The sequence below is a fragment of the Acidovorax sp. LjRoot66 genome (genome assembly GCF_964253305.1).
GTDB lineage: Bacteria > Pseudomonadota > Gammaproteobacteria > Burkholderiales > Burkholderiaceae_C > Acidovorax.
In genome coordinates this window covers 425,891-445,413 of sequence record NZ_CAXUQU020000001.1, presented here as the reverse complement: position 1 = coordinate 445,413, position 19,523 = coordinate 425,891, and the positions used below count along the sequence as shown (strand labels likewise).

22 protein-coding genes are annotated in these 19,523 nt (G+C 68.2%); 8 read left to right on the top strand and 14 right to left on the bottom strand.

Annotation, left to right across the window (positions count from 1 at the left end; genetic code table 11):
• Positions 1-22: 22 nt before the first annotated feature.
• From ACSQ3Y_RS02090 to mnmG, 8 genes are all read right to left on the bottom strand, one after another.
• Entirely contained in the window at positions 23-940 is a 918-nt protein-coding gene (locus ACSQ3Y_RS02090; RefSeq protein ID WP_057266834.1) for a ParB/RepB/Spo0J family partition protein, read from the bottom strand.
• A gap of 57 nt (positions 941-997) precedes the next feature.
• Positions 998-1,294: a cupin domain-containing protein gene (locus ACSQ3Y_RS02085; protein WP_145694186.1), complete on the bottom strand. Its 297-nt coding sequence runs from the start codon at positions 1,292-1,294 to the stop codon at positions 998-1,000.
• 15 nt (positions 1,295-1,309) lie between these two features.
• Positions 1,310-1,858 (bottom strand): RBBP9/YdeN family alpha/beta hydrolase, encoded by a 549-nt coding sequence (locus ACSQ3Y_RS02080; protein WP_436176282.1) that lies wholly within the window; start codon positions 1,856-1,858, stop codon positions 1,310-1,312.
• Positions 1,859-1,893: 35 nt separating this feature from the next.
• The gene (locus ACSQ3Y_RS02075; protein WP_436176281.1) at positions 1,894-2,694 is read right to left on the bottom strand and encodes a ParA family protein; all 801 of its coding nucleotides are present in this window, start codon (positions 2,692-2,694) and stop codon (positions 1,894-1,896) included.
• Between the two features lie 16 nt (positions 2,695-2,710).
• On the bottom strand, positions 2,711-3,325 hold the full coding sequence (locus ACSQ3Y_RS02070) for a LysE family transporter (RefSeq protein ID WP_057200393.1): 615 nt from the start codon (positions 3,323-3,325) through the stop codon (positions 2,711-2,713).
• A gap of 122 nt (positions 3,326-3,447) precedes the next feature.
• The gene (gene rsmG, locus ACSQ3Y_RS02065; RefSeq protein ID WP_057200797.1) at positions 3,448-4,125 is read right to left on the bottom strand and encodes a 16S rRNA (guanine(527)-N(7))-methyltransferase RsmG; all 678 of its coding nucleotides are present in this window, start codon (positions 4,123-4,125) and stop codon (positions 3,448-3,450) included.
• Positions 4,126-4,221: 96 nt separating this feature from the next.
• The gene (locus ACSQ3Y_RS02060; RefSeq protein ID WP_157412361.1) at positions 4,222-5,001 is read right to left on the bottom strand and encodes a hypothetical protein; all 780 of its coding nucleotides are present in this window, start codon (positions 4,999-5,001) and stop codon (positions 4,222-4,224) included.
• Complete coding sequence (gene mnmG, locus ACSQ3Y_RS02055; protein ID WP_057200395.1) at positions 4,979-6,952, bottom strand: tRNA uridine-5-carboxymethylaminomethyl(34) synthesis enzyme MnmG; 1,974 nt, start codon at positions 6,950-6,952, stop codon at positions 4,979-4,981. The genes ACSQ3Y_RS02060 and mnmG overlap by 23 nt, the downstream gene beginning before the upstream one ends.
• Positions 6,953-7,297: 345 nt before the next feature.
• Between mnmG and ACSQ3Y_RS02050 the strand changes: the two genes are divergently transcribed.
• Both ACSQ3Y_RS02050 and ACSQ3Y_RS02045 read left to right on the top strand, forming a co-directional pair.
• Positions 7,298-7,888, top strand: a complete 591-nt coding sequence (locus ACSQ3Y_RS02050; RefSeq protein WP_436176280.1) for an NADPH-dependent FMN reductase — start codon at positions 7,298-7,300, stop codon at positions 7,886-7,888.
• 23 nt (positions 7,889-7,911) lie between these two features.
• Positions 7,912-8,172, top strand: coding sequence for a YkgJ family cysteine cluster protein (locus ACSQ3Y_RS02045; RefSeq protein ID WP_057200397.1), 261 nt, complete (start codon positions 7,912-7,914; stop codon positions 8,170-8,172).
• Here ACSQ3Y_RS02045 and ACSQ3Y_RS02040 read toward each other — a convergent pair whose 3' ends face one another.
• On the bottom strand, positions 8,173-8,673 hold the full coding sequence (locus ACSQ3Y_RS02040) for an Lrp/AsnC family transcriptional regulator (protein WP_057200798.1): 501 nt from the start codon (positions 8,671-8,673) through the stop codon (positions 8,173-8,175). It abuts the gene before it with no gap.
• A gap of 157 nt (positions 8,674-8,830) precedes the next feature.
• On the opposite strand from ACSQ3Y_RS02040, the gene ACSQ3Y_RS02035 reads away from it, so the two are divergent.
• The 6 genes from ACSQ3Y_RS02035 to ACSQ3Y_RS02010 all read left to right on the top strand — a co-directional run bounded on the left by ACSQ3Y_RS02035 (position 8,831) and on the right by ACSQ3Y_RS02010 (position 14,934).
• On the top strand, positions 8,831-10,003 hold the full coding sequence (locus tag ACSQ3Y_RS02035; RefSeq protein WP_436176279.1) for a M20 aminoacylase family protein: 1,173 nt from the start codon (positions 8,831-8,833) through the stop codon (positions 10,001-10,003).
• A 13-nt stretch (positions 10,004-10,016) separates the two neighbouring features.
• Positions 10,017-11,252, top strand: a complete 1,236-nt coding sequence (locus tag ACSQ3Y_RS02030; protein WP_436176278.1) for a diaminopropionate ammonia-lyase — start codon at positions 10,017-10,019, stop codon at positions 11,250-11,252.
• 32 nt (positions 11,253-11,284) lie between these two features.
• A complete protein-coding gene (locus ACSQ3Y_RS02025) occupies positions 11,285-12,010 on the top strand; it encodes an aldolase (protein ID WP_057266841.1) in 726 nt (241 codons plus the stop codon).
• 80 nt (positions 12,011-12,090) lie between these two features.
• On the top strand, positions 12,091-12,990 hold the full coding sequence (locus ACSQ3Y_RS02020) for an RNA polymerase sigma-70 factor (RefSeq protein WP_436176277.1): 900 nt from the start codon (positions 12,091-12,093) through the stop codon (positions 12,988-12,990).
• A 125-nt stretch (positions 12,991-13,115) separates the two neighbouring features.
• The gene (locus ACSQ3Y_RS02015; protein ID WP_057200402.1) at positions 13,116-13,574 is read left to right on the top strand and encodes a carboxymuconolactone decarboxylase family protein; all 459 of its coding nucleotides are present in this window, start codon (positions 13,116-13,118) and stop codon (positions 13,572-13,574) included.
• 127 nt (positions 13,575-13,701) lie between these two features.
• Positions 13,702-14,934, top strand: coding sequence for a GAF domain-containing sensor histidine kinase (locus tag ACSQ3Y_RS02010; protein WP_057200403.1), 1,233 nt, complete (start codon positions 13,702-13,704; stop codon positions 14,932-14,934).
• 52 nt (positions 14,935-14,986) lie between these two features.
• Here ACSQ3Y_RS02010 and ACSQ3Y_RS02005 read toward each other — a convergent pair whose 3' ends face one another.
• From ACSQ3Y_RS02005 to ACSQ3Y_RS01985, 5 genes are read right to left on the bottom strand one after another with little or no spacing between them, the layout of a single operon-like run.
• A complete protein-coding gene (locus ACSQ3Y_RS02005; protein ID WP_057200404.1) occupies positions 14,987-15,868 on the bottom strand; it encodes an amino acid ABC transporter substrate-binding protein in 882 nt (293 codons plus the stop codon).
• A 10-nt stretch (positions 15,869-15,878) separates the two neighbouring features.
• Entirely contained in the window at positions 15,879-17,282 is a 1,404-nt protein-coding gene (locus tag ACSQ3Y_RS02000; RefSeq protein WP_436176276.1) for an amidase, read from the bottom strand.
• Positions 17,283-17,296: 14 nt separating this feature from the next.
• Positions 17,297-17,983 (bottom strand): amino acid ABC transporter permease, encoded by a 687-nt coding sequence (locus tag ACSQ3Y_RS01995; RefSeq protein ID WP_436176275.1) that lies wholly within the window; start codon positions 17,981-17,983, stop codon positions 17,297-17,299.
• The gene (locus ACSQ3Y_RS01990; protein WP_436176274.1) at positions 17,980-18,645 is read right to left on the bottom strand and encodes an amino acid ABC transporter permease; all 666 of its coding nucleotides are present in this window, start codon (positions 18,643-18,645) and stop codon (positions 17,980-17,982) included. Before ACSQ3Y_RS01990 ends, ACSQ3Y_RS01995 begins: the two co-directional genes overlap by 4 nt.
• Positions 18,642-19,412: an amino acid ABC transporter ATP-binding protein gene (locus ACSQ3Y_RS01985; RefSeq protein WP_436176273.1), complete on the bottom strand. Its 771-nt coding sequence runs from the start codon at positions 19,410-19,412 to the stop codon at positions 18,642-18,644. The genes ACSQ3Y_RS01990 and ACSQ3Y_RS01985 overlap by 4 nt, the downstream gene beginning before the upstream one ends.
• Between the last annotated feature and the right edge of the window lie 111 nt (positions 19,413-19,523).

Genomic DNA, 19,523 nt, shown 5'->3' with positions numbered 1-19,523 from the left:
CAACGACGCCAGAAGAGTTTTCTCAGCCGCGCAGGCGCTCGATCAGGCCGTTGAGTTCTTCGATGGAGCCGAACTGGATCGCCAGCTCACCCATGTCTTCCACACGCCCTGCCCGCTTCACGCGCTTTTTCACGCGCACCTCGACCTCGGCCATGAGCAGGTCGGACAGCTCTTCCTCCACGCGCCGCAGGTCGCGCGATTTTTCCTTCTGGGGCTTTTGCGGCATGAGGCTGAACTCGGCACCGATCTTCTTGACCAGGGCCTCGGCCTCGCGCACCGAGAGCTTCTTGGCCGCGATCTGGTTGCCGGCCGTGATCTGCGCCGCACGGTCCAGCGACAGCAGCGCGCGCGCATGGCCCATGTCGATGTCGCCGGCCATGAGCATGGTCTGCACCGGCTCGGCCAGGTTCAACAGGCGCAGCAGGTTGCTCGCGGCGCTGCGCGAGCGGCCCACAGCCTGAGCGGCCAGCTCGTGCGTGAGGCCGAACTCCTTGACCAGGCGCTGCAGACCATGGGCCTCTTCGAGCGGGTTCAGGTCTTCGCGCTGGATGTTCTCGATCAGCGCCATCGCGGCCGCAGCCTCGTTGGGCACGTCGCGCACCAACACCGGCACGCGGTCCAGCCCGGCCAGCCGCGCGGCACGGAAGCGCCGCTCGCCGGCGATGATTTCGTACTTGCCGGCGTTCTCGCCATCGGCCAGGCGCCGCACCAGGATGGGCTGCATGATGCCCTGCACCTTGATGCTCTCGGCCAGCTCGTACAGCGCGCCCTCGTCCATGCGCGTGCGCGGCTGGTACATGCCGGGCACCATCTCGGCCAGCATCAGCGTGTTGGGCAGGCCGGCATCGGCCGCCAGGGCCTGCTCGGAGGCTTCGCTGACCTTGGGGCCCAGCAGGGCTTCAAGGCCGCGTCCGAGGCCCTTGGGTTTTTTGGTGACCATGGTGAGAAAGCTTTCTTGTTCTGTGTTCTGGGAATCAGGGGTGGCGCCGCGTGGCCATCACTGGTCGATGATCACCAGCGTGCCATGGCTGCCCGGTGCCACCGCATGCGGCACGCCCGCGGGCACGATGAAGACTTCGCCTGCCTGCACCTCGGTGACCTGGCCCTGCAGATCCAGGCGCATGCAGCCTTCGATCACGAGCAGGGCTTCGTCAAAGTCGTGCGATTCGTCAGGGTAGGCGCCGTCGTCCATGCGCAGCACCTTGACGTTGGCGCCCGCGGCGCGGCCGACGATGCGCGAGGTCCAGGCCTGCGGAAAGGTCTGCGCCGTCTCTGGGAGATTGATCTTGGACATAGAAGGAATGGTCGATCAGGCCGGCTCGCGCAGCCCGGCCAGCAGGGCCAGGCCCTCGGGCCAGTCCGCCAACCCCGACTCGGCATTGATGTGGCCGCGCGCACCGTAGTCGATGAAGCGCGCACCCCAGGCCCGGGCCATGCCTTCGGCGCGCTCGAAGCTGCAGTACGGGTCGTTGCGGCTGCCCACCAGCACGGCAGGGAACGGCAGCGGCTGGCGTGCGATGGGCGACCAGCCCGGCAGGTAGCCGGCGATGTCCTCGCGCTCCACATCGCCGGGGGCCACCAGCAGGGCCCCCTTCACGCGGTGGGTGTTGGATGAATGCGCGGCCCACCAGGCGGTGAGGATGCAGCCCAGGCTGTGCGCCACGAGCACCACGGGGCCCGGGGCATCGATGATGGTGTCCTCCAGCCGCGCGGTCCAGTCGCCGCGCAGCGGGCGCATCCAGTCGTGCTGCTCCACGCGGTGAAAACCGTGCAGCGCCTCCCAGCGACTCTGCCAATGGTCGGGGCCGGAACTCTGCCAACCAGGCAGAACGAGCACGGTATCGGAGGGTGAACTCATACTATGAATTTGATAGCAACTGGACAGGCACCCGGTCAGACGATCGCAGGCTTCTTGCCCAGCGCCTTCATGCTCTGCACACGCTCGACCATCTCCTGCGCAAACTCGATGAAGGCCTGGCTGCCCTTGGCCAGCGGGTCGAACACCACGCCAGGCAAGCCGTAGCTCGGGGCTTCGGCCAGGCGCACGTTGCGCGGGATCACGGTGTTGAACACCTTGTCGCCGAAGTGGTCCTTGAGCTGTTCGCTGACCTGTTGCTGCAGGGTGATGCGCGGATCGAACATCACGCGCAGCAGGCCGATGATCTGCAGGTCGGCATTGAGGTTGGCATGCACCTGCTTGATGGTGTTGACCAGGTCGGTCAGGCCTTCGAGCGCGAAGTACTCGCACTGCATGGGCACGACCACGCCATGGGCCGAGCACAGGCCGTTCAAGGTCAGCATGGACAGCGAGGGTGGGCAGTCGATGAGCACGAAGTCGTAGTCCGCATCCACTTCGGCCAGTGCGGCCTTGAGGCGCTTTTCGCGATGCTCCAGTGCCACCAGCTCGACCTCGGCACCGGCCAGTTCGCGGTTGGCGCCCAGCACGTGGTAGCCGCATTTCTCAGAGAGCACCGCCGCCTCGCGCACCGAGGCGGATTCGAGCAGCACGTCGTAGACCGTGAGGTCGAGCTTGCGCTTGTCCAGGTTCGAACCCATGGTGGCATTGCCCTGCGGGTCCAGGTCCACCATCAGCACGCGCTGGCCGATCTTCGCCAGGCCGGCCGCCAGGTTGACGGTGGTGGTGGTCTTGCCGACACCACCCTTCTGGTTGGCAATGCAAAAAATCTGGGCCATGGGGTGGATGCCTTGTTTACTTCGAAATGGCCAGCTTGATGCCGAAGCCGATCAGAAACACGCCGGCGACTTTTTCGAGCACACGGCCGATAGTGGGGTTGGCGCGCATGCGCTCCGCCAGATGGTGGGTCAGCAGCACGGCAATGAGGCCGTAGGCAAAGGTGAGGGCCGCCACGGTGGCCGCCATCACGCCGAAGGTCAGCAGGCCCTGGTGGCGGGCCGGGTCGACGAACAGCGGGAAGAACGCCATGTAGAACACGATGGCCTTGGGGTTGAGCAAGGTGATCAGCGCGGCCTGCTTGAAGTAGTGGCGCGGCTCGATGTTGAGGATGGGCTGTGCACCGGGCTTGGCCGTGAGCATCTTGAAGCCCAGCCAGGCCAGGTAGGCGGCGCCGAGCCACTGCACGGCATGGAAGGCGGTGGGGTAGGTGGACAGCAGCGCGGCCACGCCGGCCACCGCCATCCACATCAACACCTGGTCGCCGGCGATCACCCCCATGGTGGCAGCCAGGCCACCGCGGATGCCGCCCTTGCTGGTGGAGGTGATCAAGGCCAGATTGCCCGGGCCGGGGATCGCCAGGAACAGCACGATGGCAGCCACGAAGGCGCCGTAATCCGCAATGCCAAACATGAGAACCCCCAGGGGAAAGACGAGCCGCGAGTGGGCGAATACTGCTGCGACAACAAACGAGCAGCGAGCGGCGAGTTTACGCGACCCGTGCGCGGGACCTTGCCCTTTTTACCAACAGCGGGTCATGCCGGGCGCATCCAGACGATGCAGCGCTCGGCCTCCAGGCCCGGCACGGTGAGCTGTTCCACGTGAAACACCTGCACGCTGGCAGGCAGGGCCGCAATTTCCTCCGTGGGGTGCTTGCCCTTCATGGCCAGCCACACGCTCTGCGCGCCCAGTGCCTGGCGCGACCAGGTGGTGAAATCCACCAGCGAGGCGAAGGCCCGGCTGGTCACCACGTCGAAGGGGCCGTCCAGGCTCTCGACCCGGGCATGCACGCCACGCAGGTTGGGGAGCTTGAGAGACACCGCTACCTGCTGGATGAAGGCGGCCTTCTTGGCCACCGTGTCCACGCAGCTCACATCCACTTCAGGGCAGCAGACGGCGATCACCACGCCCGGCAGGCCGGCACCGGCACCTACGTCGAGCAGGCGGGCACCCTGCCCTGGCGGCAAGGCCTCTTGCGCCAACGCGCGGCGCAGCGGCGGTACCGCCGCCAGGCTGTCCAGCAGGTGGTGGGTCAGCATCTCCTTCGGGTCACGCACGGCCGTGAGGTTGTAGACCTTGGTCCACTTCTGGATCAGGTCCAGGTAGCACAGCAGGGCATCGGCCTGCGCACCGGTGAGCGGTACGCCCAGTTGCTCGGCGGCCGACAGCAGCGTGGGGCGGAAGGCCGCCGTGGTGGCGGAAGGGGTGTTCATGACCATCTCTCGGTATCCGTTGTTCAGTAGGCAGTGCGTCGGGTTGCGTGGTTTCGCTCGGTGGTTCCACGTGAAACCACCCAACCACTGCGGCCATCAGGAGCCGGCGCTGTTCCAGCAGTTGGCTGGCTGGTCCTTGGTCTGCACCCAGTAGCGGGTGCCCTGACCCAGGGTCGTATTCGTGGTGCGCATGCCCTGCAGGCCGCCGCTGTTCAGGCCATCCAGCACATCGGCCATGCGCCAGCCGCTGCCTAACTCCTTTTCGCACCGGGCCGACGCCAGGGCTGCGGAGGTCAGGATCGCGCCCATCACGGGCTGGGTCGGTGCCAGCATGCCACCGGTCCAACCGGCATAGATGGCATCGGAGGCCCCTGCAGGTTTGGCAGCTGTGCCGGGCTGGATGCACAGCACGGGCAGCACCACGCGGCACGAGGTGTCGCCCTGCTGGTGGTTGCAGGGGTGGTCGTCCTTCAAGGGCCGATCCGTCGCGCGGGGCTCCCCTGCGCAGCCCAGGCGAGCGATCTCGGCGGGCACGGTGGCATCGTCCGCCACCACCGCAAAGGTGAGGCCATGGCCGATGCCCGAGCTGGCCGCCGCTGGCACCGCTGCCGTGGACACCGCCCCGGACGCCACCGTCTGTGCCGGGCGGACGGGAACAGGAGTGCCTCGCGACAACACAGCGCTTTCCTTGCCGGTTTGCGCCTCGGCGCGCTTGTCGCGCTGGTGCTTCATCCACAGCGGAATGGCCAGCAGCAGCACCAAAACAGCCACCACGGCGATGGCACGCACCATCAACAACTCGCCGCGCTGGCGCGCGCGCAGCCCTGCCCTGCCTTTGCCGGCCACGGGCCGCTCAGTGCGCTGTGGTTTCTGCATGGGCACGTGCGCCGGCAATACCACGGAAAGCGCCCTTCTTGAGATGCACCATGAGCAGTGAAATCGTCGCAGGCGTGATGCCCGAGATGCGCGATGCCAGGCCCAGCGTTTCGGGGCGGTGGCGGGTCAAAATCTGGCGCGCCTCGATGGAGAGCGCCGACACCTGCATGTAATCCAGGTCGTCCGGCAGCTTGAGGCTCTCGTAGTGGGCGGCGCGCTCCACCTCATCCTTCTGGCGGTCGATGTAGCCCGAGTACTTGGCCGCGATCTCCAGCTGCTCGACAACAGACTCGTTCAAGCTGCCCAGGGTTTCACGTGAAACATCGGCCGAGGCGTACTTGCCACCGTCCATACCCACCAGCGCCGCGTAGCCCACATCAGGTCGGCGAAGCAGCTCGAACAGGTTGTACTCGTGCTCGATGCTCTTGCCCAATACCCGTTCGGACTCGGCCGCAGGCAGGCTGCGTGGGTTCACCCAGGTGGCCTTGAGGCGCTCTGTTTCACGTGAAACAGCGTCGCGCTTGCGGCTGAAGGCGTCCCAGCGGGCATCGTCCACCAGACCCATCTTGCGGCCCATCTCGGTCAGGCGCAGGTCGGCATTGTCCTCACGCAGCTGCAGGCGGAACTCGGCCCGGCTGGTGAACATGCGGTAGGGCTCGTTCACGCCCTTGGTGATCAGGTCGTCCACCAGCACGCCCAGGTAGGCCTCGTCGCGGCCCGGCAGCCAGGGGCCATCGCCCCGGCACTGCAACGCCGCGTTGACGCCAGCGAACAGACCTTGGGCGGCGGCTTCTTCGTAGCCCGTTGTTCCATTGATCTGGCCTGCAAAGAACAGGCCCTGGATCTGGCGCGTCTCGAAGCTGCTCTTGAGCGAGCGCGGGTCGAAGTAGTCGTACTCGATGGCGTATCCCGGGCGCAGGATGTGCGCGTTCTCCAGACCCGGCATGCTGCGCACCAGCTCGTACTGGATGTCGAACGGCAGGCTGGTGCTGATGCCGTTGGGGTAAAACTCGTGCGTGGTCAGGCCTTCGGGTTCCAGAAAGATCTGGTGGCTGTCCTTGTCGGCAAAGCGGTTGATCTTGTCTTCCACGCTCGGGCAGTAGCGCGGGCCCACGCCCTCGATCTTGCCGGTGAACATGGGGCTGCGGTCGAAGCCGCTGCGGATGATCTCGTGCGTGCGCTCGTTGGTGTGCGTCACCCAGCACGGCATCTGGCGCGGGTGCATGGTCGCATGGCCCATGAAGCTGAACACCGGCACCGTGCCCTCGTTCACGCCGCCCGGCATGCCGTCGCCGGGCTGCTCCGCGCACTTGGAAAAGTCGATGCTGCGCCCATCCAGGCGCGGCGGCGTACCGGTCTTCAGGCGCCCCTGGGGCAGCTTGAGCTCCTTGAGGCGTGCCGACAGCGACACGGCGGGTGGGTCCCCTGCCCGGCCGGCCGCGTAGTTGTTCAAGCCCACATGGATCTTGCCATCGAGGAAGGTGCCGGCCGTGAGCACCACCGTGCGCGAACGGAAGCGGATGCCCACCTGCGTGACGGCGCCCACCACCCGGTCGCCCTCCACCATCAGGTCGTCCACCGCCTGCTGGAACAGCCACAGGTTGGGCTGGTTCTCCAGCATGCGGCGGATGGCGGCCTTGTACAGAATGCGGTCGGCCTGCGCACGGGTAGCGCGCACGGCTGGGCCCTTGGAACTGTTGAGGATGCGGAACTGGATGCCGCCCTCGTCCGTGGCCAACGCCATGGCGCCGCCCAGGGCGTCCACCTCCTTGACCAGGTGGCCTTTGCCGATGCCGCCGATGCTGGGGTTGCAGCTCATCTGCCCCAGCGTCTCGATGTTGTGCGTGAGCAGCAGCGTCTTGCTGCCCATGCGGGCAGCCGCCAGCGCGGCCTCGGTGCCGGCATGGCCACCGCCGACGACGATCACATCAAATTCCTGGGGGTACAACATGGGAACGCTCCGGGGCCTGTCAGGCCCGATAATCAAAAATCCCGGTACGACACCTGTGGCCGGGCCCCGCCCGGGTGCGGGGGTACAAGCCTGCACCCTGCCCCGGCGGGCAACCCGGGATTTTCCCACTTTGCGCCAGCCCTGTCTGCGGGCAGCCCTATCGTCCGCCGCCCTACCCGACTGGTGGGCGATTAGCGGGTACGGATGGCAGCGGTCCACACGGACAGCTGCACAGCGATGTTTCACGTGGAACCCTTCACTGTGCAGCTTCCAAGTTGCGCCACGGCGAGAGCACTCCGGCGCGCTTGCAGGAATCCTGCCCCCGCCCTGTGCTCCAATCCAGCCATGCACAAGAACTCCCTCCTCGTCTTCGCCGGCAGCACGCGCCAGCAATCGTTCAACCGCCGCCTGGCCCACGCGACCGCCGCGATCGCCCGCGATGCGGGTGCCGAGGTCACGCTGCTGGAGCTGTCGGACTTCGACATCCCCATGTACAACGCCGACCTGGAGGCGCAAGGCACGCCGGCCGACGTGGTGCGGCTCAAACAGGTGCTGTGGGCGCACCCGGCATGGATCGTCTGCTCGCCCGAGTACAACGGCAGCTACACCGCCCTGCTCAAGAACACCATCGACTGGGCATCGAGCCCCGTGAACGGCAACCCCGAGTGGCAGGACGGCACCAAGCCCTTCCGCGGCAAGGTGGTGGGCATGCTCAGCGCCTCCAACGGCGGCCTGGGCGGCCTGCGCTCGCAAAGCCACCTGGCACCGCTGCTGCACAACCTGGAGTGCTGGCTGGCACCCAAAGCCTTTGCCCTGGGCCAGGCCAGCACGGCTTTCGACCAAGCGGGTGCCCTGGTGCAACCCGTCCATCGCGAACGCGTGCGTGCCGTGGTCGACCAGGTGCTGTGGGCCTCGGCCCGCCTGAACGCCGCTTAAGCTATAAAATTTATAGCAATCTGATGCAATGCCGATCCGGCTGCGGCGCCTGCTGCACCGCCCCGTCCATCAGCTCGCCCATCCCCGGCATGCCCCAGGGCAAGCCGGCGGGTGTGCGCTGCATCCAGCTCGGGGACGACGCGCGCTGCCTCATTTTTGGGCACCCTGCACGCCCTGCCGTCTGCAGCGGCCTGCAGCCCTCGGCCGAGATGTGCGCCGACAGCACGCCAGCGGCCATGGCCTTCCTGACCCGGCTCGAAGACCTTACCCGCCCCTCGGCCTGATCAGTCTTCCTCGTCGTCGTCCTTGTCGGCCTCGGGCGGCACATCCAGCGCCACCCGGGTTTCGAACTTGGAGCAGTTCATCGCGAAGGTGCTCTTGAAGTTGCGCACATTGTTGTTCGACGAAAACACCTCGCGCGTAAACGCGTGGTAGCGCTCCATCGACGCGGAGTTGATGATCAGCAGAAAGTCGAACTCACCCGAGACCTCGTAGCAGGCCATCACATCGTCCTGCGCCGCCATCTTGGCCTCGAAGTTGCGCAGCAGCGCATCGTTCTGCTTGTCCAGCTCCACCGACACGAACACCGTGAGCGCGCGCCCCACGCGCTGCCGGTTCACCACCGCGACCTGCTTGAGCAGGATGCCCGCCGCGCGCAGGATGGCAATGCGCCGCTGGCAGGTGGCCGGCGAGCTGTTGACCTTGCGGGCCAGCACGCGCAGCGGCTGCGAGGCGTCTTCCTGCAGCAGGTTGAGGATCTGGATGTCCAGGCGGTCGAGGTTCATGGCTTGCTCAGGGTAGCAAAGAAGGATGAGACAAACACATCACTTTCCTTGAGATTTTGAGACACAGGACCTATTGAACGCCTGATTGCGGTGAATTCAACCAGGCAGCTCGCCCAACAATGCGTAGGAGCCATCCGACACCTTGGAACGCATTGCCATGACCACCACCGCCGCCGATTTCGACCAGCAGCTCGTGCGCTGGCGCCACGACCTGCACCGCCACCCCGAGACCGGATTCAACGAGGTGCAGACGGCCAACTACGTGGCGCGCATCCTCTCGGCACTGGGCCTCGACGTCCATCGAGGCATCGGCGGCACCGGGGTGGTGGCCAACCTCAGCGTGGGCAGCGGCGGCCCCACCATCGGCCTGCGCGCCGATATGGATGCCCTGGCAATGGCCGAGGCCGCCCCCGGCCGGGCCCATGCCTCCAGCCACCCAGGCTGCATGCATGCCTGCGGGCACGACGGCCACATGGCCATGGTGCTCGGCGCCGCGCAGCTGCTGGCCGAGCGCCGCGACTTCGACGGCACGGTGCGCTTCATCTTCCAGCCTGCCGAGGAGCATGGCAAAGGCGCCGCAGCGATGATGGCCGATGGCCTGTTCGAGCGCTTCCCCGTCGATGAGATCTACGGCGCGCACAACATCCCCGGTATGCCGGCCGGCCACATGGCCATCCGCAGCGGCGGCATCATGGCCAGCGAGGACAACTTCGTGATCAAGATCACCGGCCGTGGCGGCCATGCGGCACGCCCGCACATGGCCATCGATCCGCTGGTCATCGGCGCCGAGATCGTGCTCGCGCTGCAGACCGTGGTGGCGCGCTCGGTGGACCCCAGCCAGCCGGCCGTGGTGTCATGCACCGAATTCACCACCGACGGCATCCGCAACGCCCTGCCCACCCACGTCACCATCCAGGGTGACACGCGCAGCTATTCGCCGGCGGTCCAGGCCCTCCTGGAAAAACGCATGCGCGAGATCTGCGAAGGCATCTGCGCGGCGCACGGCGCCACCTGCCGCTTCACGTACACGCACGAGTTCGCGCCCACCGTGAACTGGCCGGCCTGCGTGGAGGTGGCCAGTGCCGCCGCAGAGGCCGTCATCGGTGCCGAGCGCCTGGACCGCAATGTCACGCCGATGATGATCTCGGAAGACTTCGGGGCCTTCCTGCAGGTGGTCCCCGGGGCGTTCATGTTCATCGGCAACGGCGAGGCCGGCAGCCCCGGTGGCGTGCCCTTGCACAACGCCGGCTACGACTTCAACGATACCGTGTTGCCTATAGGCGCGCGCTACTTCGCAGAAATCGCCCGCGTGCGCCTGCCCATTTCCTGAACCCGAGAATCCCATGCTGTTCACCAACCCCCAGGCCACACGCCGCCCCTACGACCCTGACCTGCAGCGTGTGATGAACCTCGCCCAGGGCCACGAAAGCCGCCAGTGGCTCTCTGACTGGACGCAACTGCGCCTTGGCAGCACCCCGCTGCACGCCCTGCCCCACCTGGCGCGGCAACTGGGGCTCGGTCAGATCCATGTGAAGGACGAATCAGTGCGCTCGCCGCTCGCCAGCTTCAAGGCACTGGGTGCGCCCGTGGCGCTGCTGCGCCTGGTGCGGCGCCAGTGGCCCGCTGAAGCCTGGGCACCCGCCGACCTGCTCGCCGGCCGGCATGCGTCGGCCCTTGCCGGTTTCACGGTGATCAGCGCCACCGACGGCAACCACGGCCGGGCCCTGGCCGCTGCTGCGCAGAGCATCGGCTGCCGCTGCGTCATCGTGCTGCATGCCCACGTCAGCGCCGAGCGCGAGCAGCCCATCCGCGCGCTGGGCGCCGAGATCGTGCGCATCGCCGGCAACTACGACGATTCCGTGCAGGAGGCCGAGCGCCTGGCCCGCGCCCACGGCTGGTGGGTGGTCTCCGACACCTCGTACGACGGCTACGAGGAGATTCCGCGCGACGTGATGCAGGGCTACGGAATCCTGGTCGAGGAGCTGCTCGAACAGATCCCTGCACGCACCGATGGCGCCTGTCCCTTCACCCATGTGCTGCTGCAGGGCGGCGTGGGCGGCCTGGCCGCCGGCGTCGTGGCGCATTTCTGGGAGCGCGATGGCGCCGCACGCCCGGCTTTCATCGCCGTGGAGCCCGAGCAGGCCGACTGCCTGCTGCAAAGCGCCATCGCTGGCCGGCCCGCCCGCGCCACGGGCAGCGTGGACTCGGTGATGGCGGGCCTGGCCTGCGGCGAGACCTCGCCCCTGGCATGGCGCTTCCTGCAGCCTGCGGTGGACCTGTTCATGACGGTGGGCGACGCCCAGGCCGAGGAGGCCATGCGCACCCTGGCCAGTGGCGCCGCCGGCGACATGCCCGTGCTCAGCGGCGAATCGGGCGCCGCCAGCCTGGCCGGGCTGGTCGCGCTCATGGCCAACCCGGAGCTGGCCGCCCAGGCCGGCCTCGGCGCCGACTCCCGCGTGCTGCTGATCAGCACCGAAGGCGCTACCGCCCCGGGCGTCTACGAAGCCATCACCGGCCGCAGCCCTGCCAGCGTGCTGCAGGCCCAGCTTGCATGGATGGCACGCCCGTCGCACGGATGACAATGGATGAACCCACGACCCCAGGAACCCCGATGACCCCTTCCGCCCTTGATTTCGACGCACCCGAGGTGCGCCGCCTGCGCGACGACCTGGCCCTGGCCCTGCGTGCCGCCGCCCACCACGGCCTGTCCGAAGGCGTGTGCAACCATTTCAGCGTCGAACTGCCCGATGGCTCGGGCCGCTTCCTGCTCAATCCGCGCGGCCTGATGTGGAGCGAGGTGCAGGCCGAGGACATCGTGCTCATCGACGAACAGGGCCAGCGCCTGGCTGGCCGCCACGAGGTGGAACCCACGGCCATGTTCATCCATGCCGCGATCCACCGCATCTGCAAGAAGGCCTGCGTGCTGCACACCCACATGCCCTACGCCACGGCGCTCACGCTCACCACCGACCGCTGCCTGGACACCACGCTCTCGCAGAACGCCATGCGCTTCCATGGCCGCACGGCCGTGGACCCGCACTACAACGGCTTCGCACTCGACGTGCGCGAAGGCGAACGCATCGCCGGCGTGCTGCAGGCGGCGGACATCGGCTTCCTCGGCAACCACGGCGTGGTGGTCTGCGGCGACCGCATCGACTACGCCTACGACGACCTCTACTACCTGGAGCGCGCCTGCATGGCCCAGGTGCTGGCGCAGTCCACCGGCCGCCCCCTGGCCCCGGCGAGCGCCGCGCTGGCGCAGCACGTCAGCGAGCAGTCCATGGGCGAGCGCCTGCAGTCCGAGCTGTTCTTCGAGGCGCTGCGCAGGACGCTCTGAGCATTTTGCGGTTCCGGGCTGTCACACAGCGGACCCCTGGCGCGTCTGGTTATCGACCAGACTACGCTTGGAGATGCGCCATGACCACCACCCTGCCCCCGGCCTACCAGGCCGATGACACCTTCACCGCCCTGCGCCCGCGCCTGTTCGGCATTGCCTACCGCATGCTGGGCGTGCGTGCCGATGCCGAGGACGCCCTGCAGGACGCCTGGCTGCGCTGGAGCCACGCGGACACCAGCACCCTGCAGTCGGCCGAGGCCTGGCTGGTCACCGTGGTCACGCGCCTGTCCATCGACCGGCTGCGTGCCGCCAAGGCTGAGCGCGAGGCCTATGTCGGCTGGTGGCTGCCCGAGCCGCTGGTGGAGCAGCTCGACGAGCACACGCCCGAGGCCGCGGCCGAGCTGGCGGGCGAACTCTCGGTCGCCTTCCTGTACGTGCTCGAACGCCTGGGGCCCGAGGAGCGTGCCGCCTTTCTGCTGCGCCAGGTGTTCGACTACGACTACCCCGAGATCGCCGCCCAGCTGGGCAAGACCGAGGCCACCTGTCGGCAGATGGTGCACCGCGCCAGCGAGCGCGTGCAGCAGGCGCGCACCCGCTTCGAGGTGCCCCGGGGCGTGCACCACCAGCTGCTCGAACGCTTCATCGCCGCCGCCCACAGCGGCCAGCGCGATGCCATACAGGCCCTGCTGTCCGAAGACGCGATGCTCATCGGTGACGGCGGTGGCAAGGTGCAGTCCTTCCCGCACCCGCTGGTGGGCGCCTTCCGCATCGCCAACCTGTTCTGGGCCCAGTGGCGGCGCATGGCCGAGCAGGTGGTCTACCGCCCGGTGCTGATCAATGGCGAGCCGGGCCTGCTGCGCTACATCGACGGCCGGCTCGAATCGGCCCAGGCCATCGTGACCGACGGCGAGCGCATCGTCGCCATCTACGCGATCCGCAACCCGGACAAGCTCGCGGGCATCCCGCTCACACTCGGCTGAAAACTTTTTTGCGATCGGCTGTCACAAGGGCACATGCCCACGCGTCTTGAAGTGTATGGAAGCCAACGAAAGGCCCGGCGCCTTCCAGTTTCCACCCTTCATCACCACCACCAGGAGTTTCCACCATGTCCCAGCACACCGCCCGCCTGCCCTACCACCAGCTCGCCAACAAGGCCTTCATGGGCCTCGTGAACCTGTCCGAGACCATCAAGAAGGGCAGCATCGGCGCCCGCCTGGCCGAACTCGTCTTCCTGCGCGTCTCGCAGATCAACGGCTGCGCCTACTGCATGGACATGCACTGGACCTATCTGGTCAAGGACGGCATGGAGCCGCGCCACCTCAACGCCGTGGCCGGCTGGCGCGAAGCGCCCTTCTTCAGCGAGCGCGAGCGCACCGCCTTGCGCTGGGCCGAGATCATCACCGCCACGCCGCACAGCGACGCCAGCGACGCAGAGTTCGCCCTGCTCAAGGCACAGTTCAACGACACCGAAATCGCCGAGCTGGGCTTTGCCATCGGCGTCATCAACGCCTGGAACCTGATCAACGCAGGCATGCGCGCGCCCATCCCGGTCCAGGCGGGCTGAACGCGCGCGTTTTCCCGCCCTGAACCCAGGTCGGCGACAATACGGGGCCGGCCGGTGTGGTGCGGCCCGGATCCTGATGCGCGCCCTGCCTCGGACCCCAGCGAGCCCCCTGGCGCAAAGGACCGGCATGCCGATCGCCCCGCAGGAGCTGGTGGCCCAACTGGACCCCCTGGTCTCCGATCCCCGCCGGCTGGCCGCCGTCCATAGCGTGGCGCTGCTGGACAGCCCGGCCGAGGAGGCCTTCGACGCCATGAGCCGCCTGGCCGTGAACCTCGTGGGCGCGCCCGCGAGCTTCCTTTCCATCGTCGACGCCGAGCGCGACTTCTACAAGAGCGCCCACGGCTTTCCGCAAGAGCTGGCCTCTGCCCGCGAGGTGCATGGCCGCACCTTCTGCCACTACGCCATCGCCAGCACCGATCCGCTGGTGATCGGAGACACCCACGCCGACCCGCTGTGGCGTGCCGTGCCCATCGTCGACAGCCTGGACGTGCGCGCCTACGTCGGCGTGCCCCTCATCGTCGATGGCCAGCCCATCGGCAGCTTCTGCGTCATCGACAACCAGCCACGCACCTGGACCGAGACCGAGATCGAGACCCTGGTACAGCTCGCCAAGGCCGCCGCGCGCGAGATCCAGCTGCGCAGCGCGCTCAAGGAGTCCGAGGCCAATGCCGAACGCGCCCATGCGCTGGCCAAGGCCAACGAAGAGCTGCTCGCCGTGGTCGCGCACGACCTGCGCTCGCCGCTGCAGGTGATGGGCCTGAACACCACCGTGCTCGCCCGCGCCGGCCATGCCCCCTCGCTGCCGGCCATCCGCCGCATCGAAGGCGCCATCACCTCCATGAAACGCCTGGTGGACGACCTGCTCTCCACCCATGCCGTCGACAGCCGCGAACGCACCTTGTGCGAGACCATCGCACCGACCCGGCTGCTGGCCGATGCGGCAGACGCCATGGGCATGGTGGCCGAGCGCGCCGGCATCCACCTGCACCTGGTGCCCGGGCAGACCGGCGAGGTCTTCGTGGACTACGCCCAGCTGCTGCGCGTGCTGTGCAACCTGATCGGCAACTGCCTCAAGTACTGCCCGGCGGGCAGCACCGTCTCCCTCAGCGCGACGGAGACCGCCGACAGCATCGTCATCCGGGTCACCGACGATGGTCCCGGCATGGGCGAGGCCGAGCAGTCCTGCGCCTTCGAGCGCGGCTGGCAGGGCAGCGCCGGCGTGGCCGGGCAGGACGGCGCGGGCCTGGGCCTGTGGATCGTGCGCACCCTGGTCGAGCAGAACCAGGGCCGCGTCGCGCTGCACAGCGCAGCCGGCCAGGGCACCGAGGTCGCCGTGCGCCTGCCGCGCCACCGCAGCTGAGCGCCCGAGCGGCCGCTGCGGCGGCCCGACGCGAGCAACACCGGCACGGGACTCAGGGAATGCCGTACTTGTTGGGGTAGCGGATGTTCTCGCGCATGTGCGCGCTCATCGGGATGCGCAGCGTGGCCGTGTCGAACCACTGGCGGTACAGCGCCGCCAGCTCGCCCGAGTGCATGAGGCCCAGCACCGTGCGGTCCACCACCTCGCGCAGCGGCAGGTCGTCCTTGGGCAGCATGAAGGCATAGGGCTCCACGGTGAGGTGGCGGCCGGTCACATGCAGCTCGTCGCGCAGCGGCGATGATGCGATGAGGCCGTAGAGCAGCACATCGTCCTGCGCGAAGGCATCGACCTGGCCCCGCTCCACCAGGCGCACGCCCTCGGCGTCGGTGGCCACCAGGGTCACGGCGATCTCCTGCTCACGCTCCACGCGCTGCAGCGTCTCCTGCGCCGTCGTGCCCCGGCTCACGGCAATGCGCCGCCGCCACAGGCTGGGCACCCCGTCGAGCTGCACCGACTGGCGCGCGAGAAAGCGCACACCCGTGGTGAACAGCGTGTGCGAAAAGTCCACCTCCTTTTGCCGGCCAACGGTGTTGGTGTTGCCCCCGCACTCGATGTCGATGCGGCCGGCCGCAAGCAGCGGGATGCGCTGCGCCGCCTCCAGCGGGCGGAACGCCACGCGCAGGTCCGGCAGGCCCAGCTGTTTGCGCAGCGCCTCCATGACCTTGTTGCACACGGCGATCGAATAGCCCACGGTATTGCCCGCCGCATCGCGAAAGGCAAAGGTGCCGGGCGTGGGGATATAGCCCACGTGCACCGTGCCGCTGCGCGCGATGCGGGCCAGTGCGCCGCCCGTGCCCTGGGCATGGGCCAGAGGGCCCAGCAGGGCCAGCACGATCAGGACCGACAGGGACTTCGCGAGAACACGTGCATACATGGCTCACTCCCTAGCCCAGCCCCGGCGGCACCGCCAGGTACCAGCGCGTCGCCTGCTCGAAGGCATGGCCCACGCGCAAGGCCGTGGCCTCGTCGAACGGCCGCGCAATGAACTGCAGCGACACCGGCAGCCCCAGGCGCGTAAAGCCCGCCGGCACCGCCACCGAGCACAGGTCCAGCAGGTTCACGAAGCGGCCGAAGCGCGACAGCGGCGTGGCCAGCTCGTCCACCTCGGTGAGCGGTATCGCGGCGATAGCATTGGTCGGAAAGGCACAGACATCGATCCCGTCCATCGCGGCCAGCATCTCGGCCTTGGCCTGCTCGCGCAGCCTGAGCAGCTGCAGGTACTGCGCCGCGCCGATATCGCGCCCGAGCAGGATGCGCCGGCGCACATGCGGGTCGAACTCCAGCCCCTCCTGCTCGAACAGCGTGCCCAGGTTCGCATAACCCTCGGCGCTCATCAGGCTGCCTGCCACGCGCATGGATTCGGCCAGGCTCTGCGGCAGCGTGCGCTCCACGCGCTGCAGGCCCAGGCCCTCCAGCACGCGCACGGCCTCGTCGCAGGCGGCCAGCACCTCGGGGTCCATGTCCACGCGCTCGGCCTCGGGCAGCACCCACATGCGCATGCCGGCCACACCGCGTGCGGCATCGAGCTGCGGCAGCACCGCGCGTGCAGGCACCGGCAGCGACACGGCATCGCGCGGGTCGGGGCCCGAGAGCACGTCCAGCAAAATGGCGCTGTCGCGCACCGTGCGCGTGAGCGGGCCCACGGTGTCGTGCGTGGGGCACAGCTCGATGAGCCCGTGGCGGCTGATCAGCCCGCGCGTGGTTTTCAGGCCCACCACCCCGCACAGCCCCGAAGGGATACGCACCGAGCCGCCCGTGTCCGTGCCTATGCTGGCCGTGCACAGGCCCGCCGCCAGCGCCACGGCCGAACCGCTGCTGCTGCCGCCGGGCGTGCGGTGGGTGCGCAGGTCCCAGGGGTTCCAGGGCGTGCCCATGGCCGCATTGGTGCCCCAGCCGCCAAAGGCGAACTCCACGGTGTGCGTCTTGCCGATCACCACCGCGCCGGCCGCACGCAGGCGTTCCACCACGGCCGCGCTGGCGGTGGAGGTGCGAGGCGGCCGCGCCTTGGAGCCCGCCGCAATCGGCTTGCCCTCGACCTCGAACAAGTCCTTCACGGCCACCGTCACGCCGTGCAGCGGGCCCAGGCGGATGCCCGCGCGCGCCATCTGGTCCAGCCCGCGCGCGGCGGCACGGGCCTCGTCGGCATAGACGTCGGTGAAGGCATGCAGGCGGCCGCCGTGCTGCGCGATGCGCGCAAGTTGGGATTCGAGCAGCGCCTCGCTCGACAGTTCTCCGCAGGCGATGGCCTGGGCCAGTTGCTCCAGCGGCGCATAGGTCATGGATGCCATGGAATTCTTGGTATTCATGCCGCCCCCACCGCGCGGCGCCCATGGGCCAGGCGGCGCTCCAGAAGCCGCGACAGCATGGACAGGGGAAAGGCGATGGCGAAATACAGCAGCCCCACCAGGATGAAGATGTGCAGCGGCAGGAAGTACTCGCTGGACATGGCCTTGGCCGTGAGCATCAGCTCGTTGGTGGCGATCAGCGCGCACAGCGAGCTGTCCTTGAGCAGCGCGACGTAGCTGTTGAGCAGCGGCGGCAGCATCACCCGCAGGGCTTGCGGCAGAGTGACGTGCAGGAACACCTGGCGCGGCGTGAGCCCCGCGGCCAGCCCCGCCTCGCGCTGCCCGCCGTGCACGGATTTCAGGCCGCCGCGCAGCACCTCGGCCACGTAGGCCGAGCCGTGCACCCCGAGGCCAATGGCCCCCGCCCAGTAGCCCGGCAGCGTGATGCCGGCCGCCGGCAGCGCGAAGTAGATGGCCAGCAGCAATGCCAGCAGCGGCACCGCGCGCAGCAGTTGGATAAAGCCGTTGGCCCCGTGGCGCAGCAGTGCCACACCACTGCGCAGCATCCACACCAGCAAGGCGCCGAGCACCAGTGCGATGGCGAAGCCGATGGCCGAGAGCTCGGCCGTGACGCACGCCGCCTGCGCCAGGCGCGGCCACCACTCGGCCAGGTACTCGGCATAGGGCGCGAGAAAGGCGTTCATCGCGCACCCCCTGCCGTGCGGCGTTCCAGCCGCGCAAAGGCCCAGCTGATGGGCAGCACCATGGCCGCATACAGCAGCATGGCGGTCAGGTAGATCAGCGGCGTCTCGAAGGTCGAGGTGACCAGGTTGCGCGCGTAAAACATCACCTCGGGCGCCGCGATGGCCGAGGCGATGGACGTGTCCTTGACCAGCTGGCTCGCGTAGTTGCCCAGCGAGGGCAGCGTCACGCGCAGCATCTGCGGCAGCAGCACGCTGCGCAGCGCCTGCGCGGGCGTCAGGCCCACGGCCAGGGCGGCCTCGCGCTGGCCCGCATGCAGACAGCGCAGGCCGGCCGCGAACACGTCGCACAGAACCGCCGCGCCCACCAGGCCCAAGCCGAGCACCGCAGCGGTCAGTGGCGACAGCCGCACCCCCACGGACGCCAGGCCGAAGTACAGCACGAACAGGTGCGCCAGTGCCGGCACGTTGCGCATCCATTCCACATAGGCCGCAATGGCCAGCTGCAGCAGACGCTGGCGCACGAAGACCACGGCCAGCGCCAGCAGCAGGCCCAGGCTGGCCGCCAGCAGGCCGGCGCCCAGGGCCACCTGCCCGGCCGTGAGCGCGCCCCGTGCCAGCGTGGCCACGATCAGAGTGAAGGTGTCGATGCCAGGCATGCTCATGCCCCCACCTGGCCGAGGAAGCTGCGCGTGCGCTCCATGCGCGGCTGGTCGATCACCTGGGCAGCGAGTCCTTCTTCCACCACATGCCCGCCGTCCATGAAGATCACGCGGTCGGCCACGTCGCGCGCAAAGCGGATCTCGTGCGTCACCAGGATCATCGAGCGGCCCTCCTCGGCCAGCTCGCGGATGACGCCCAGCACCTCGCCCACCAGCTCCGGGTCCAGCGCCGAGGTCGGCTCATCGAAGAGGATCAGCTTGGGCTTCTGTGCCAGCGTGCGCGCAATCGCCACACGCTGCTGCTGCCCGCCCGAGAGCTGCTCGGGGTAGGCATCGGCCTTATGGCGCAGGTGCACCTTGTCGAGCATCTCCTCGGCCAGCGCATGGGCCTCGTCGCGCCGCATGCCGGCGGCCTTGATGGAGGCCAGCGCCACGTTCTCACGCACGGTGAGGTGCGGCCACAGGTAGAACAGCTGGAACACCATGCCGATCTCGCGGCGCTGTGGCGCCAGTTCGGTGTCGGTCATGAAGCGCCAGCCCCCCTTGCGGTCAGGCAACTGGCCGATGCGCTTCGACTTGAGCAGCACCTCGCCGGCCTGGGGCTTTTCGAGGAAGTTCAGGCAGCGCAGGCAGGTGGACTTGCCCGAGCCGCTGGGCCCGATCAGCGAAAGCGTCTCACCCTTTTGCAGGTCGAAGGAAATGCCCTTGAGCACTTCGGCCGGGCCGTAGCTCTTCCTGAGGCCGCTGACTTGAAGCAGGGGATGGTTCACATGGTTCTCCAGACAAAACTGCGGGTGCCGCGGCACGGTCCTTGCAGCCGCACCCCTCGATACCCAGTGCCTCCATGCTAGGAATACCGACCCTCTGTTCATTGCAGGCGG